This is a genomic window from Moorena sp. (genome assembly GCF_982860115.1).
Window position 1 is genome coordinate 25097 of record NZ_CEYLVT010000043.1, and the last position, 15991, is coordinate 41087.

Sequence of the window (15991 nt, forward strand, 5' to 3'; positions counted from 1 at the left end):
CTAATACCGATATCGTCCCTCAATCACGCCAACCAAGGACTGTAAATCAAAATCGCGATCGCGTCCACTTAGACAAATCCCGGAACTGATTACAGTCAGATCCTGTTTAGATATCGCTGATGTGTGGTGTTCACCGTTAGCAGTTCTCCACTGCACGTGCCAAAATTCTCCCCGGTCATGGAACTGTTGCAGTGCTCCCCCACCCATTTCCAAAGCTTGTTCCAGTCTTCTGTGATCCCGTTGATGCAGAGCTTTAGCTTTAAAATCTTTACTCTGTTGTGTTACCAAGTCATAAACTATTCTCATTTCTGGTGTCAGCCCCTTTACATCAAGTTCTTCAGGTGGTGTTACTTGCTTTAACTGCTCTCTAAGTTGTTCTGCTAGTAACGGATCTCCCTTACGGTCAAGCTGCTGAAACCACCAAGCCTTACCATCACCACGAGCCACCACTTGTTCAAAAGCTACCCCCCCCTCCACCAGATGGATAGGAATAGGTTTAACCGTGCCAAAACGCTGACGAGCATCGGATTCATTCACCGGATACCCTAGCCAGGTTTTTCCCGACAATTGATAAGCTAGTCGTAAACGCAACGGTTGGAGCAGTTGGCAATATTCCTCAAGTTGAAACAAATCTGGCTCTTCCACCACAGTTGCCACTTTGTCGCTAACTGGCTGAAAAATACCCCATCCTTCAAACTTACGAGGTTTAGGGGAAAATGTATAAATCATTCCAGCTACACGAGTTCTTACCCGTCCCCCACGTACACAGGGAGCAAGGAATTGATTGTCACTCAGTTGCGCTTCCTTTGCAGCAATTTGATTGATAAGGTCAAGGATATTTGCCATGATCCTGCTCTATGGTTATAAATAAAGCACTACCCATTAAAGTTAAAACATTGATACAAGCAGCAAAAGCAGTTTTAATCAACTTTTGCTAGCATGCCTATTGCCTATTGCCTATTGCCCATTGCCTATTGCCTATTGCCTATTGCCTATTGCCTTGCGCATAGCGCTATAATGTGCAAGTCGCCAGAGCGAAAGCGTTCGTCACTTGGAAGGAACTCCGCCGGTGAGTTACTACACACTCTTTAAATGATGGCTACTTCTAAGCCCACATTCCGGGTTCTTTGCGCCTTCCTCGCTTCACGCCCGCTACGTTAAGTAACGGTAATTTTCCTCTCGTACTAATGTATGTAAGCTCTGGCTGTTAGGGCACACAAGTCGTTAAAATTTATTTAGGAAAATTTATTCCAACTCAATAGCTCATAAGCCAAGTTTGATCGCAAGATTAGACTGGGTGACTGGATATACTGCTTCATCAGGAGTTATCAAGTCAGTCCAATTGTTAGACCTTACATTGCGGTATTGCTCCTGCACAAATTCAGAGATGTCTTCAATACTGATAATCCAATCACGAGCGTACTGGGCAAGTACTTCGTTGCGTAGTCCTAACTGAATCGCACGTCGTTCAAGTTTCTTACCTGATGGATCGTGGTCTGGATCCCATTGTAACCGGACAGATGATTGCTTAAGAGCTTGTTTCCAGGCACTTTCACTAGAGTATAAATCTGGTACAAACTGGGAATGAACTGCTGCTGCTAGGATTGTCTCGAAAGCAGTACGCTGAATCGACACAGCTAAGATTACCTCTTGTCCAGCTTTCGTCCCCCAGCCTGAACGATACATCATCCATAGGAAGTTGGGCTTAATCCAGCTCATGCGGTTTAGCCTGAACTCTCCTCCAAAATAGCCATGCTTGCTAGCAAAATGACCAATAGCAGGACAGAAAGCTTGGTAGACCACTATGGATGTATCATCAAACTGAGCTAGGATATGACGACCAGTTTTTGGCCAACCACTAACTTGCTTGAAATAGGGGGTTTTGACTAGCGTCATAGTAATCCTTTCCTGCTCATTGTCTTGATGCAGTCGCTCATGGGGGGAACCCCCAAGACCGCACCGGTAGTCGCTCATGGGGGGGACCCCCAAGACCGCGCTACCTCGCTGCATCGCTTAAAGCCAAGGTCACGACTATTTATGATCACAACTAATTATGGTCACAACTAGTCGTGATCGCGACTATTTATCATTTCGCACCGGTAGCGGTGTATCCAGAATCTCCATCAATAAGTCTAGCCGTGACGGACGAGTCATCAGTGGAACCAGGTTTGGTAGAGAATAGTAATCTCCAGCAAAGGTAAAGGTTTCTACTGGCACCTGTTGCTCCTTTAGTTTACTTTCTACCCAGTCGTAGGAGTAACCAACTCGGACAATAATCACATTGGGCATCAATCCCAATTCACGAGAGTAGCTCTTGTAAACGTCAGCAAAGTAAGGTGCTGTGTTTTCACCTTCATCGGTAACCAAGATAATCTGGTCAACCGCCTGTTTCCGAGAGCGCATTACTTCTAAACCACAACCAACGCTAGTCCCACCCCCTGCCTTGATGTGCCTGAAGGCATGTTCCCAGTCACTCAACTTTTTTCCTTGAGCCTTAACTCGGTAAGGCATGTAATCAAAGGCATAGACAAACAGCTCAGCTTCAGTAATACCAGAGATTAGGGCTGCAAGCCGCTTACCAACTTCAATGGCTTTGTCCATTGAACCGGACTTGTCCACTAGTAGAGCAGTGGGCTTGGTAATGGTACCTTTGCGCTTTACTTGCTCATTGGTAACTTGTTTTAACTTAGCAAGAGTTTGAGTATCTAACTGAGCAGCCTCAGCGGCAACTTGTGCCTTGAACGCAGAAACGCGATCGCTTGTCTGTGCCTGTTCTAGCTTTGCTTCAATCAACTCCTTGACCTGTGGGTGTTCCATCGCACCCCGCCCTTGGAGGGATTTGAGATTATTAATTACCTCTTGGGGTGTCATAGAATTGATTAGGGCTACCAACACCGTAGGAGTGACAGAGCGCACAGCACCAATGGCAATGGTGTAGGGAATTTTATGTTCAACAATCAATTGCGCCTGTTCAGCAGGAGTTTCCGTTTTGGCTAACTGCTTGAGTATCCAAGCTAAAGAACCTTCTGGAGGATGATCCTTAAATAAGACTGCATCTGCTCTAGGGCTAGGCTTAATATGTAAACTAGCATAGAGATGCTTCATCGCCTTTCGACCCCGCAATGCTGCTCGGTCAAACAAGGCTGGAGTTTTTTCCCGTGTCTTAAGGTAGCGCCGCACTGCTGTCCGAGCCGAACGAGGCACCTTATTGCGCTGCTGCTTCATAAAATCCACTACTCGTGCCACCTGGTAGGGTGGGAATTTTTGCAGCATCACAAAGCCAGCATCTCGGTGTTCAGTCAAATTGCTAGTCAACAAATGACCTAGAAACACTTCTTTGTGGTCGCGGACATCCCCGTGATTTTCGTACCAAACGGCTAAGTGACCATAAAAAATTGGGTCAATTTCTACCATCAGTTGGTGCAATTCTGTCACTTGCTCCAGCTGACGATGGGGTGTAGTTAATAAACTGTTTAGTAATTCTAAACGCAGGTCACGCTCTTCAGTTTTCATAGGATTCACCTCCTATGCTCCTATGTAATTTCTGGACAAATCTATAAGTTATTTGGTTATTTGGTTGTTTGGTTGTTAGGTTATTTGGTTGTTTGGTTGAATGTTTAAATAATTAATAAAAACTTTACCTAAAATAAATTAACTAACCCACGATTTATTAGCAGTGTTTTGAATTACCTTTCGCGCAAGTTCAGAAAGCCGTTGTTTCACACACGGGATTTGAACCCGCATATTCTCGATTTTGAGTCAAGTGCCTTTCCATTTGGCGAGTATGAAAGCTTTCCGGGTCAGGGCGCGAAGGTGACCCAGTTTTTCCCTTACACGTTTAATTTTAAAGTTTTTTGGTTATAGCAGTGAAAACCACTAGAATTAGGGTGCCCGCGCAAGTCAGTAAAGCTTTTAATAAAATGATGCTCTATCCATTTGAGCTACAGCGGCAAATAGCGCCGCTGATAGGATTCGAACCTATAACCTTCCGATTCGTAGTCGGTAGTATGTAAGCTTCAGCGGTTAGGGCGCGGGGAGAAATTTAGAACAATTGCTCTTGTGCAAGTTAACAAAAGATTTATAGAAAATTATGACCGTCTTTTAACCGGTACTTTTATTAGTTTTTAGCATAATTTTGTAGTTATTTATAGAAGGTTGAATCAATTCGCGCAAGTTCAGAAAGCTGTTGTATCACACACGGGATTTGAACCCGTATATTCTCGATTATGAGTCAAGTGCCTTTCCATTTGGCGAGTATGAAAGCTTTCCGGGTCAGGGCGCGAAGGTGACCCAGTTTTTCCCTTACACGTTTAATTTTAAAGTTTTTTGGTTATAGCAGTGAAAACCACTAGAATTAGGGTGCCCGCGCAAGTCAGTAAAGCTTTTAATAAAATGATGCTCTATCCATTTGAGCTACAGTGGCAAATAGCGCCACTGATAGGATTCGAACCTATAACCTTCCGATTAGCAGATCGGTAGTATGTAAGCTTCAGCAGTTAGGGCGCGGGGGGAAATTTGTAACAATTGCTCCTGTGCAAGTTAACAAAAGCTTTATAGCAACTTACGACCGTCCTCACCAAGCATGGCTTAGCAGTGGACACGCACGCCAAATATCTGTAAGACAATGGCTGAGTGCTCGCTCTCCTCGGTTACCCGAGTTCGCTACCTTAGGATCGTTATCTGTGTGTAGGCTTCTTGAGATTAGGGCACAGTACAAAAGGTTTAACCTTTTAACACCTTTTAACCATAAACCTTAACCATAAACCGCTTCAGGTCTGATAATCAGATTGCGGTTGGTGCTGCGGTCAATGACATAAGAGGTAAAGCGCTCTGGGGCTACATCAAAGTAATTCGCGAGTTGCTGTTTAACAGCAATATCGTTCATACTTTTGGCTATACCCAGCTGACCTTCAGCAATGTCGTAGGAACGACCTTCAAACCGAACATGAATCATTGGGCATCCCTCCTTGTAGCGCGATGTTTTCTCTTTAACCTTACTTTTATACTACATATATATTACAAATGTGTCAAGTCCTTGGCACAAAATTTTTTAGGACTTAGGCAAAACTCCTATATATAATGGATACCACCGAACTTAATATGATACTCAGTGGCAGCCAAGCTATGGTGATTTGGGAGCGATCCCATCAAAGGTCACCACCGCCCCCTTGAGGGTGAGCAACAACAGCCATAGCGGCACCGCTGTGATGTCATGGGATTTGCGATTAACTTTTTGCTGAGCCAGCACTAGCTCATGGTCACTGCTAATAACACTCACACTTTGCAAGGCTTTGAGTTGACCTTCTTGATCCTAGGAACCTTTGACAGTCTTGCCATCGATATCAATTAGTACAAGACCCAATTTCGTCGTGATGCTGCTCACCCAACTCATCTAACCATGGGCGCGATCGCGTTATCGTAGGTTTAAATGACCACAAACCCATCCATGCCTGAGAGCACAGGCAAAATACCAATCGTGATCATCGCCACCAAGCTATGATTTTTCCTTATCCACACCATTATTTCCATTGGGCGGTGGATTGTAGGTACACAACGAGAATTAATAAGTAATTTATTTTGTTATTAAGTATGGTTCCATTTCAGTGGGTTGATGCAACAGATTTAAATCTATGGGCTAATCGCAGGGATGCTCAAGCCCGATTGCCCCAGTTATTGCGTCGCCTCATTCATGCTACAGTCCAGCAACCTCAACGGGTTGTGTTTCCAGCTGGTGATAGCGTTCAAATGGCGGGATGGGATGGCATTGTGGACGCACCTGAAGGTAATAGTTTTGTTCCTAATGGCTATTCAGTGTGGGAACTTGGAGTTAACAAAAATGTTAAGGGTAAAGCAGATGATGATTATGAGAAGCGTGTTAAGAATCCTCTAGGAGTGCTTCCTGCTGAAACCACTTTTGTTTTTGTTACCCCCCGACGATGGGCTAATAAGGATAAGTGGGAGAAGGAAAAGAAAAGTGAAGGAAGATGGGCTGATGTACGGGCTTATGATGCTGATGACTTAGAACAGTGGTTAGAACAGGCTGATGGTGTTCATGCTTGGTTAGCTCGGTTAATTAAGAAGTGGCCGGAAGAAGCTCAGGATCTTAGGAGCTTCTGGGATGAATGGAAAAACTCTACTTCACCAGCAATGAATACACAGTTACATCTTGCAGGCAGAGAGGAAGAAGTTGAAAACGTTCACAATTGGTTGCAAGGAGAAGCATCAAAACTTACTATCCAAGCAGATACTCCTGAAGAAGCAATTGCATTTTTTGCAGCAGTTATTCATCAAATGCCAGAGGCACAAAATGTAAACTATTTATCTCGGTGTATTATTGTTCAAAATGAGTCTTCATGGCGGTATTTTGCTAGCACCCAAGAATCACTAATTTTAATTCCAGCATTTGAACAACCAAAATTACCAAAAGAGCATCATATTCTTATTGCCATTGGTAGAGATATTAGTCGCGTTAAAGACGGATTAGTGCTTTCACGCCCCAATAAAACAGACTTTAGGCAGGCTTTGGTAGATATGGGGCTATCAGAAAAACGAGCCGATAACTTAATTAAAAATTCCAAGCGAAATCTCAACGTTTTACGGCGACTAATTGCAGTTGCACCAGAAAAACATACTCCCGATTGGGCAAAACCAGAAAATGCCCGATCACTCATTACAGTTTTACTTGCTGGAGCATGGGATGAGTCAAAAGAAGGTGACAAAGAAGTTATAGCTAAACTAGCTCGCAAACCCTATAAAGAAGTTGAAGGAGATATCTTACGTTGGGTCAATAGTTCTGACCCCCCTGTTCGAAAAGTGGGAAGTGTTTGGCAGTTAATTTCCCGCGAAGATTCATGGTATCTTTTATCACGCTTTATTGTCCCTGACGATCTAGAAGCATTTACAAGTATTACACTCTCGGTTTTAGGAACCATTGATGGACGATATGAGTTACCCTTAAACCAAAGATTTGCAGCCAGCATATATGGTAAGGGGTTGCCAAACTCAGGCTTTCTAAGAACGGGACTGGCAGAAACTTTAGCTATTTTGGCAACACGGGGGCTAGAGTTGGAAACTCAAGATATAATGCCTGCCCAGGACAGAGTCTCTGGAATTATACATCAGTTGTTAAATGCCAACGTTGACTGGCATATTTGGGCATCACTGGCATATTTGTTACCCACTTTGGCGGAAGCAGCACCAGAAGCATTCTTGGACACTGTTGACAATGGACTTGCAGAAGATAATCCCATCTTACTGCAATTATTTTTACAAGAAGAATTTTTTGGTTGTAGTCCTCACACGGGCTTGCTTTGGGCTTTGGAAGTGCTTGTTTGGGAACCGCAATATCTGTCACAAGTTACGCTGATTATTGGTAAACTTTCCAGGCTCGATCCAGGTGGAAAAAATGCCAACCGTCCATTTGATCGCTTGCGTGAAATTTTTCTATGCTGGAATCCCCAAACACCAGCTAACTTGGCACAACGCTTGCGAGTTATTGATACACTTATTGCCCGTGAACCGGATATTGCTTGGCAGCTTTTGTGTAACTTGCTTCCAAAAATTACCGGCGATATTTCACATCCAATTTATAAACCTCGTTGGCGAGATTGGAATGAGGATGTTACCCCACAAGTTACTACGTCTGAATACTGGGAGAATATAGATGCTGTTATGCAGCGACTCCTTGATAATATGGTAAATGATAGTAAAAAAATATGTGATCTTCTTAACAAGATAGAGTCTATTCCAGATCAATTACAAGATAAAACTATCAATTTTTTACTTGAAGTAGATACCATAAATATCCAAGCAAAAGACTTAGCCATAATCTGTGATACCCTCAGAGCAATAATTCACAAACACAAAAAAAGATATAATGCTGAGTGGGCATTGCCAGCCGATGTAATTGATAAACTTTACTTGTTATACCAAAAATTTGAACCCGAGGAGATAATATATTGTTATACCTGGTTGTTTTCCTCCAACAAGTATAACTTCCTTTATTGTATTCATAAAGAGGATATTCATAGAGATTGGGAAACAAACTCTAAAAAAATTAAGCAAGCACAAACAGCAGCAGCGAGAAAAATTTACTTTCAATCTAATATAACTAGTATTTTAGAAATGGCAGCATTTGTTAAAGATTCTGGTTTGCTAGGTGCTGCAATCGCCAACATAGAAAAGATTACGGAAGAATCTGAAATAAGTTTACTTTACGAAACTCTTGGAAATGAGAAAAAAGCACTTAATGCTTTTGCAATAGGATTTATAGGTCGCCGTCTCGAAAAATATGGATGGAATTGGGCAGAAAATATTCTTGATTTTGCCAAAAATAACCATTGGTATGAACAGCAAGTGATTAATTTGTTCTATGGGTTGCCTTTTGAAAAACGCACTTGGGATTCGTTAATTAGTTTTGGTGAGGAATTAGAAAAATTATACTGGCAGACCATTAACATAGACCGGTTTAAAAAAGATGACTGTGAAAAAATATGTGTTAAGTTGTTAGAATCCAATCGTCCCTATGCAGCACTAAATCTACTAGTGAGTTTATACGATGATGAGATAACTCAATTACTACCATCAATTCTATTAGTAGATATCCTTGAAAAAGCAGCCTCAGTTGACCCTTACACAGAAAAACCATTACCTGATCCAAATCTTAGTAACTACTACATCGAAAAGATTTTTGATGTTTTAGATAAAGCAGACGACATCGAAGATAACAAACTTGCTTTTTTGGAGTTGATACACTTACCGCTACTAGTTCATTCCATAAGACAGCCTAAACTTCTTTACCAACAACTTTCCAAAGACCCTCTATTTTTTGCAAAAATTCTGAAGTGTGTGTATAAATCAGATTTAAACTGTGCAAAGTTAGGGGATAAGCTACTTGAATCATGGCATCAAGTACCTGGTCTTAAAGAAGATGGGACTGTTGATTTGGAGCAATTAAGAAATTGGGTATCACAGGCAAGGACAGCTAGTCAGGAAAGCGGTAGGGGTAAAAGTGCAGATAGAAAGATTGGTCAGGTGTTAGCATACGCACCGAAATCATCAGATGGTATATGGCCGGATATCGCAGTGCGAGAAATTATTGAAGAAGTTGCAAGTAAAGAGATGGAAGATGCTATAGCAACTGGTCTTTTTAACAAGCGTGGAGTTGTCACAAGAGCAATAGGTGAAGGTGGAATTCAGGAAAGACAATTAGTAGAAACCTATTCTTCTTCTGCAAGATTACTAGGAGATACTTATCCTAGAACAGCGGCTATGTTACGCAGAATTGCTAATAAGTATAAGTCTTATGCTCACCGAGAAGATATTCGGGCAGAGTTAGAAGATTAGGTGTAGATAAACGCGAAGTAAATTGCTCAAAACCTGGTTGTGGTATCAGGGTAAACGCATCTTATTTTGAAATTCTTAGTGGGTATGAGCTGACTGACTGACAAAAGGCGGTCACTGTTTTGTCAAACTGTTTGTCAGATGGATGTTTGAGGGATTAAAAAAAGCTGAGTGGGAGCCAGCGTTCTAAGATTTAGATGCCACTCAAAACCATAGGAACCCACTCGAAAAAAAACTGGCGTTGCTGAATTAAGGAATAAATGCGCGATTATCTGATTTTATTACAGCCCCCTAAATCCGTCGCTTGGGGGGCTAGGGTGGCGAAAGCATACCCAAAATCAGCAACGCCTTTTCCAGACAGTTGTCTCCGACTACCTGTTGCATGCACTTAGCCATACCTTTAGTAACCTGAGACTAACTACTAGATCCCTTTTTCTTGCCATAAAAAACTGTTTTAAACTCTAGAAAATCGCTATTTGGACTATAAAGCGTATAAGTAGCCTTTCCTGGTTCTTTGCCTACATTTCCTACACCAACAACTCTTCTTTTGGGTGTAGTAATAGTTTGCACGGGTTCCTGGCGATCTAAAGTCATCACCGAACTATTTACCGAACCTCCTTGTAGTTGATATTCAAATACTTGACCCGAACGACCACAAAAGAGATGATTTGCCTGGACTCTTTGCAAGCGGTCTAGCATTTGCCAGGGTGGGGTTTCGGGGGTTAACTCATCGCTGACGCTAACAGTGCTACCGTGAATTAACAAACAATCTAATTCAAAGAAGCCAAAATGACAGTTGCGTAACCACTGTACCGTTTCGCGAGATACCGAATCCCAAAGAAGTTTAGCGGTTTCTTTACCAAAGCGCTCGATTAATTCTGTCGGTTCTGGTGTCGAACCCAAACCGTGTAAAGTAAAGCATTGTTCTTCCCACCAGCCGACGCATACTTGGGGTTCTAATTCTCCTGGTATTGGATTCTGAATTCGTTTAATTACTTGTTCGCTATCTTGGTTAGCTGCTACGATATCGCCCAGAACATACAATGCTTCCACCTTAAAGCGCTGGCGTTTGATATCTGCCAACACTGCTTCGTAAGCTGCGATATTTCCTTCAATTCCGCTTAAAATTGCCCACATTGATTTTCAATTTAAATATTTAAGTAATTTAATTTACCTCTCACACACATGAGTCGGATCGTCGGCTTTTTCGGCAAATTCCAAACCTCTAGCCAAACGCCAAGCGAAAATCGGTGGTAAACCAGCATCTAAGATGGCAGCGCAGGTTGTTTGATAGTCATACTCCACTTCCCGCATGTTTACTGCTTGTGTTTCCGTGTCATAGATAACATAGGTAGCATTGGGACGACCATGACGGGGTTCGCCTACCGAACCGACATTGATAATTTGCTTGAGGGGAGTATTAAAACTTATGGTTGGTTGTTCGTTTCTACTGGGTTGACGAACTTTAACCTGTAATTGTCCAGAATCTAGGGTGCGGACATAGGGAAAGTGGGTATGTCCGCAAAATAATATATCTGCATCGCTGGAGAGAACTCTTTCTAAAGCAGTGAAAGCATCCATTTCGGGTAACAAATATTCGTGGTTGCTATTAGGACTACCATGTACGAAACAGAGATTATCTTCTTTGTAGGTATGGGGTAGTTGGGCTAAATATTCCCTAACTTCGGGATTGACGTGCTTATTTGTCCATTCGTGGGCGATTTTACCTCTTTTTTCCGCCAACAGGGAAGGATAACTACATTCACAAGCATTTAGTCCTTCTACAATATCTTCATCCCAACAACCCTGTACAGTGGGAATATCTAAAGAACGAATTTGTTCCACCACTGCATTAGGATAGGGACCATAACCCACTAAATCCCCCAGACAATAAATCTTTTCTGCTTTTTGTTCGTCAATATCCAGTAAAACTGCATCTAAAGCTGCATAATTACCATGGATACAAGATATCACTGCTATTTTCATACCACTTCTACCTCTGGTTCACTTTCTTCTGGTTCACTTTCTAAAGACTCTTTTACTTGTTGTTGGTAATAATTAATTGCCGATTCGGGAAGACAGCAATCTCGGACAGTTTGAGCAATTTCAGCTTGATCTAAATTACTACCTACTATTTCAAAACCACTAAAACGATCTGGTTTCCCATTTAACCAACGGGGTAATTTTAAAGGTTTAAATGCTAATTCCGATTCCCCTAGTATGAAGTCACCATAATAAATTTGTCCATCCACTAGGTCGAAAAGTCCTTTTACCCGAGCTACCTCACCGTAAGCACCTTGAGTAAGTTCCAGCCAAAAAGTAGCTAAACTATCAAAATCTAAAATTTCCCCCGTCAAAACCCCCCGATGAATCTGCAAAGCTGTGGTTGGCTTAGTGAAGTTATTTCTTGGAATAACTTCATCCGCCCAAGTATTTAACTCTGTACTATCTGTATCGCCGGGGATTATAGCTACTCGATGGGGGTTAAAAGTTTGCAGTAAAGGTTCAATTCCGGCTAAATCCAAATACCAGGGAATCTCTAGATAAGTAATGGTTTTGTCTAATTCCGCTTCTTCCCCTGTCTGATAAAGTTTTAGTTGAGGGTATTCACTTTGGAGATATATTGCATCAATGGGTACGGAATCGGTTTGAGGACTGAAATAACCTACAGGTTTATTGGTTTGGGCTATTTGTTGACGAATCCAGTGGGTTTTACCGCCACCGGTCGGACTGGCGACAGCAATAATCATAAGCAGTTTTTTTTGATGACGATAATCATTGTATCAAAAAAAGAGATGAGCTTTATACCCATCTCTCACGCTGACACGCGAATAAATTAATGCATTGAAGGGTTGTGGTGAATTAAACTCATAAACTCCTGACGGGTTTTTGGATCATTTGCAAATACACCTCTAACCGCACTAGTGGCAGTCCAAGAACCAGGTTTTTGGACTCCTCGCATTACCATACACATATGGCTTGCTTCCACTACTACCGCTACCCCTTTTGGTTTTAATAATCCTTGAAGGGCATCGGCAATTTGGGCAGTTAATCTTTCCTGTACCTGCAAACGTCGTCCGTACATTTCACAAATACGAGCAATTTTTGACAGTCCGATTACCTTACCGTCGGGAATATAAGCGACGTGAGCGTGACCGAGAATAGGTAAGATATGGTGCTCGCAGGAGCTAAATAGGTCAATGTCCCGAACTAAGACCATTTCCTTGGTATTTTCGTGAAATACTGCCCCGTTGAGGAGTTCGTCTAAAGATTGATGATAGCCAGAAGTCAGAAATTTTAAGGCTTTGACCACTCTTTTAGGAGTATCTTTCAATCCTTCGCGGTCTGGGTCTTCTCCCAATCCTAACAGTAAAGTCCGTACCGCTTGACGCATCTCTTCTTCAGAAACGAGAGGTTGTTGGATGGTATTTAGTTTTGGTAATTTGCGATTAATTTTATCAATCTGGTTGGGTTCGGACTTACCTAAGGTCATGTATTTGAATTAGATGAAATTAAACAGTAACAGAAGTAGCCAAGCAGTTATTTAACTTTTGGCGAAGTTTATCGGTATCTATAATGATAACCGATAAAGACTAGCTGATTCGTAAATTCGCACTAAACCTTGTAGGATAAGGCTTGCGCTACAATAGCAAAACTGAACTATTTAATAACCAAAAGACAATCATACCAAGGCTTTCAGACTTCTTAAGATTTACGTTACGAATCAGCTCTTAATTGCGATGCGGCTTTGCCGACGCTATGAGAAAGCAACGACTTCTGTTTGTCTTGCTCAAAGCAAACCAAAATATCGGAATCAATAGGACTAATGTACTGGTTTTGACCTGAGTTTTTCCAAACTTCACTGTCAGCCATGCAAAGCGCGAGTGGGGGAAACCACGGCAGTCGCTCATGGTTTGTTCGCGTTCGCCTTTGGCGTGGCCTACGGCCAAGCGTCGCCAAAGGCGATAGTTACCGTAAGACAGTTGAGCCTTGTCAGCCATGCAAAGCGCGAGTGGGGGAAACCCCCGCATGAAGGCGCTGCATCGCTAATCAATGGAGGCGCGCTTGACCTTTGAAGAATTAAATTCCCCTAGGGTCGCGCCTCAAGTTTTAACCATGCATCTGCATAGCATACCAACCATAAAGGCTCAACGTAATCAGGTTTCGTCTCCGGGGGTAACCCCCGCATGAAGGCGCTGCCTTCCCAAGACCGCGCTGCCTTCCCAAGACCGTAATGGTGCGTTTGACCCGTAATTAAATTCGCCACGGGTCGCACCTCTGCATCGCTAAAAATACATCGCTAAAAATACGTTGACTGCTTTTTTTCAGTTACAATTTATACCAAATTAATGAGTTTAGGCTGGACGATTGTCCCGGATGATTCCAATGAATGTTATGATTTTCTCGATTTTCTGAATTCTGAGCCTGAAGGGTTTCAAAAGCTTTGGTGAAACGAGTTTGGTAAAATTCCTGGCTGGTTGGAGAAGTCAGGAATCTCAACTCTAGTTGCAATCGCATTTCTCTAGTTTGCTCTGCCAGAGACAAGTGACAGGATCCCCAATTTTAGGCATTTTTGGAAATCTGTAAGTATTTAATTTAGCGGTTCTCATATTAATGAGATAAACAGGATTTTTGGCGTATTCCCTATGGCGTATTCCCTATGGCGTATTACCGGCCCATCCCAAGAAGTGCCCTGATCCGAAGTTACTTATGGCTTGTCTTGATGGATAAATAGCTCATTAGACCATGATAGATTGTTTCATAAAGGCTCTGAGTATTAAAAATATTAAATTAGTATTAAAAATATTAAACAAGTTTGTCAAACCGTCCAGCCGTTTTTATAAGATGAAGTTATAATAGAAATATTAGAAATAAATACTCATAATTAGATCTCAAAAAATAGATCTCAAAAATAGATAGATCTCAAAAAAGTAGATCTCAAAAGAGTAACATCTGCTCAGGGCAGCCCAAACAGTAAAATCAGATACTAACGTCAGCACCCCCCTTGTGCATAGACGGGGCTTCCAAACATCCTAAGATTTTCTGTGAATCAATTCCTGCCAGTCTCGAATTTTCTTCTATCTAGAGTGTGGCTAGTTGGGCAACAATAAACTGGGCGGAAATTAGAAGTGAAGGTTAAAAAAACTGGATAGTTGGAGATAACCATAATGGCTATTACTCGTTCGGAAAATCTGCCAGATCTAGAAAGTGTGCATCGGGAACTCAACCGCCGACTCACCCATTTCATGAATAGTGGCGAGGGAGGATTTCCAGGGATGACGTTTATGCCCTATGCAGAGATCGAGGAAACTCCTAAAGCCGTTTACCTGAGACTAGAAATTCCAGGCATGGAAGCCAAAGACCTTGATGTTGAACTCACGGAAGACTCTATTTGCATCAGTGGCGAGCGCCAGTCAGCAGCTAGGACTAAAGCTATAGGTATGGTACGCTCGGAACTACGCTATGGCAAATTCAAACGGGTTATTCCAATACCAGCCAAGATTAAGAGAAATCAGGTTGAAGCTGAATATCATAACGGCATGCTCAAACTCACCCTGCCTAAAGGGTAAGCTTGAATCTTCAACCTTTTCAGAGAGTGAAAGTCATTGACCTGAGGGGGTGACAACAAGGCGCTTCAAGGCGTGCTTGTCACCCCTTCAGGTTGCTTACTGACTGCCTTGCTTGTTTGATCATGTCAATTAAGGTGTAGTGAGCATCTTCAGAATCTTTAAGTACATGATCAAACGTAATGCGCACAGGGGAAGACTCCCCCTTGACTTTTGTGATGATAGTCATACCTTGAGGATCAATGGAAACCATTTCTGCTTCTTCTGTATCAGGGGAATTACCGAAAGTCTGAGCATACAGTGCCACAGCATCAGCATGATCATCGTTCATGTGCTTACAAATGCGATCGCTTACCTCAGGAGACAATGGGTCAGACATGATTAACTCAACAAGTATAGTGCTCAAAACAAGTATCTTTATCAAGATATCAGGTTTCCCTTCTCAAAACAGTCAGGACTTACCCAGCTGAAACGAAAAATTAAGGTTTTGGCCAATAGGTAACCGCCAACGGCGAACGGGGATATCAGAATTACAGACCTTTGATAGGTCTTGGTGGATATACTGTCTATGGGGAACTCCTGATTTTCCTATTAGCAGTTGACTAGCTTGGAGGAGAAAATTCATAGGCACAGCGGTAATTACCCCATGAGTAAAATTGCGAGGGTGCTTGTTTCAGCCATCTTTTTAGCTGATAGGATGGGCATTTTCTGATATATTCATTCTTAGGTATAAGCATTTCCTTTCATTCAAGAAGGTATGTTAAATAGTAATCCCTAAAGTAAAGAGCTACCGGGATATCGGGTGTACTCAGCTAAATCATCAGGGTTAGATTATCAGGGTAGACGACTCAGTTAAACACCTTTAGACGAAAAGCCTGATAAATATTTGTGAAGATACTGTGACGGTATCTCAATTGGCTGCTATCAGCATAATTCATGTCATTCTCAGTGATATCTAAATAGTAAATAGTGGTGCTTACCCTAGTTTACGAAGGTAAAACTTGCTGGGTGTCCCAGAAGTCTAGTCTTGATGCAGTCGCTCATGGGGGAAACCACGGCAGTCGCTCATGGGGGAGACCCCC

12 protein-coding genes, 3 tRNA genes and 1 other annotated feature are annotated in these 15991 nt (G+C 42.2%); of the genes, 2 read left to right on the forward strand and 13 right to left on the reverse strand.

Features of this window, described 5'->3' with window-relative positions:
* The 8 genes from AC4II3_RS10105 to AC4II3_RS10140 all read right to left on the reverse strand — a co-directional run bounded on the left by AC4II3_RS10105 (position 1) and on the right by AC4II3_RS10140 (position 5278).
* The gene (locus AC4II3_RS10105) at positions 1-846 is read right to left on the reverse strand and encodes a hypothetical protein (RefSeq protein WP_488008730.1); all 846 of its coding nucleotides are present in this window, start codon (positions 844-846) and stop codon (positions 1-3) included.
* Between the two features lie 207 nt (positions 847-1053).
* Positions 1054-1138: a sequence feature (23S ribosomal RNA rRNA prediction is too short), on the reverse strand.
* A 125-nt stretch (positions 1139-1263) separates the two neighbouring features.
* Positions 1264-1896 (reverse strand): DUF4291 domain-containing protein, encoded by a 633-nt coding sequence (locus AC4II3_RS10110; RefSeq protein ID WP_488008764.1) that lies wholly within the window; start codon positions 1894-1896, stop codon positions 1264-1266.
* A 183-nt stretch (positions 1897-2079) separates the two neighbouring features.
* Positions 2080-3513: a hypothetical protein gene (locus AC4II3_RS10115; RefSeq protein WP_488008728.1), complete on the reverse strand. Its 1434-nt coding sequence runs from the start codon at positions 3511-3513 to the stop codon at positions 2080-2082.
* Between the two features lie 204 nt (positions 3514-3717).
* Positions 3718-3789 (reverse strand) — tRNA-Leu (locus AC4II3_RS10120).
* 168 nt (positions 3790-3957) lie between these two features.
* A tRNA-OTHER gene (locus AC4II3_RS10125) sits at positions 3958-4023 on the reverse strand.
* A 166-nt stretch (positions 4024-4189) separates the two neighbouring features.
* Positions 4190-4260: transfer RNA gene (locus AC4II3_RS10130), tRNA-Met, on the reverse strand.
* Between the two features lie 493 nt (positions 4261-4753).
* A complete protein-coding gene (locus AC4II3_RS10135; RefSeq protein WP_488008726.1) occupies positions 4754-4954 on the reverse strand; it encodes a hypothetical protein in 201 nt (66 codons plus the stop codon).
* A 168-nt stretch (positions 4955-5122) separates the two neighbouring features.
* On the reverse strand, positions 5123-5278 hold the full coding sequence (locus AC4II3_RS10140; protein ID WP_490722811.1) for a hypothetical protein: 156 nt from the start codon (positions 5276-5278) through the stop codon (positions 5123-5125).
* A gap of 311 nt (positions 5279-5589) precedes the next feature.
* On the opposite strand from AC4II3_RS10140, the gene AC4II3_RS10145 reads away from it, so the two are divergent.
* On the forward strand, positions 5590-9345 hold the full coding sequence (locus AC4II3_RS10145) for a hypothetical protein (RefSeq protein ID WP_488008722.1): 3756 nt from the start codon (positions 5590-5592) through the stop codon (positions 9343-9345).
* Positions 9346-9756: 411 nt separating this feature from the next.
* On the opposite strand, the gene AC4II3_RS10150 is transcribed toward AC4II3_RS10145, so the two are convergent.
* From AC4II3_RS10150 to folE, 4 genes are all read right to left on the reverse strand, one after another.
* Positions 9757-10479: a metallophosphatase gene (locus AC4II3_RS10150; protein ID WP_488029204.1), complete on the reverse strand. Its 723-nt coding sequence runs from the start codon at positions 10477-10479 to the stop codon at positions 9757-9759.
* A gap of 33 nt (positions 10480-10512) precedes the next feature.
* Positions 10513-11328, reverse strand: a complete 816-nt coding sequence (locus AC4II3_RS10155) for a metallophosphoesterase family protein (protein WP_488016984.1) — start codon at positions 11326-11328, stop codon at positions 10513-10515.
* The gene (locus tag AC4II3_RS10160) at positions 11325-12092 is read right to left on the reverse strand and encodes a GTP-binding protein (protein WP_488016982.1); all 768 of its coding nucleotides are present in this window, start codon (positions 12090-12092) and stop codon (positions 11325-11327) included. Before AC4II3_RS10160 ends, AC4II3_RS10155 begins: the two co-directional genes overlap by 4 nt.
* An 86-nt stretch (positions 12093-12178) precedes the next feature.
* On the reverse strand, positions 12179-12835 hold the full coding sequence (gene folE, locus AC4II3_RS10165; RefSeq protein WP_488016980.1) for a GTP cyclohydrolase I FolE: 657 nt from the start codon (positions 12833-12835) through the stop codon (positions 12179-12181).
* Positions 12836-14510: 1675 nt separating this feature from the next.
* Between folE and AC4II3_RS10170 the strand changes: the two genes are divergently transcribed.
* A complete protein-coding gene (locus AC4II3_RS10170; RefSeq protein ID WP_488015477.1) occupies positions 14511-14912 on the forward strand; it encodes an Hsp20/alpha crystallin family protein in 402 nt (133 codons plus the stop codon).
* A gap of 79 nt (positions 14913-14991) precedes the next feature.
* Here AC4II3_RS10170 and AC4II3_RS10175 read toward each other — a convergent pair whose 3' ends face one another.
* Entirely contained in the window at positions 14992-15288 is a 297-nt protein-coding gene (locus tag AC4II3_RS10175; RefSeq protein ID WP_488015475.1) for a DUF2470 domain-containing protein, read from the reverse strand.
* Positions 15289-15991 lie beyond the last annotated feature (703 nt).

Coding starts and splice junctions, on each gene's coding strand:
- AC4II3_RS10105 (WP_488008730.1), bottom strand. CDS start 846: ATGGCAAATATCCTTGACCTTATCAATCAAATTGCTGCAAAGGAAGCG.
- AC4II3_RS10110 (WP_488008764.1), bottom strand. CDS start 1,896: ATGACGCTAGTCAAAACCCCCTATTTCAAGCAAGTTAGTGGTTGGCCA.
- AC4II3_RS10115 (WP_488008728.1), bottom strand. CDS start 3,513: ATGAAAACTGAAGAGCGTGACCTGCGTTTAGAATTACTAAACAGTTTA.
- AC4II3_RS10135 (WP_488008726.1), bottom strand. CDS start 4,954: ATGATTCATGTTCGGTTTGAAGGTCGTTCCTACGACATTGCTGAAGGT.
- AC4II3_RS10145 (WP_488008722.1), top strand. CDS start 5,590: ATGGTTCCATTTCAGTGGGTTGATGCAACAGATTTAAATCTATGGGCT.
- AC4II3_RS10150 (WP_488029204.1), bottom strand. CDS start 10,479: ATGTGGGCAATTTTAAGCGGAATTGAAGGAAATATCGCAGCTTACGAA.
- AC4II3_RS10155 (WP_488016984.1), bottom strand. CDS start 11,328: ATGAAAATAGCAGTGATATCTTGTATCCATGGTAATTATGCAGCTTTA.
- AC4II3_RS10160 (WP_488016982.1), bottom strand. CDS start 12,092: ATGATTATTGCTGTCGCCAGTCCGACCGGTGGCGGTAAAACCCACTGG.
- folE (WP_488016980.1), bottom strand. CDS start 12,835: ATGACCTTAGGTAAGTCCGAACCCAACCAGATTGATAAAATTAATCGC.
- AC4II3_RS10170 (WP_488015477.1), top strand. CDS start 14,511: ATGGCTATTACTCGTTCGGAAAATCTGCCAGATCTAGAAAGTGTGCAT.
- AC4II3_RS10175 (WP_488015475.1), bottom strand. CDS start 15,288: ATGTCTGACCCATTGTCTCCTGAGGTAAGCGATCGCATTTGTAAGCAC.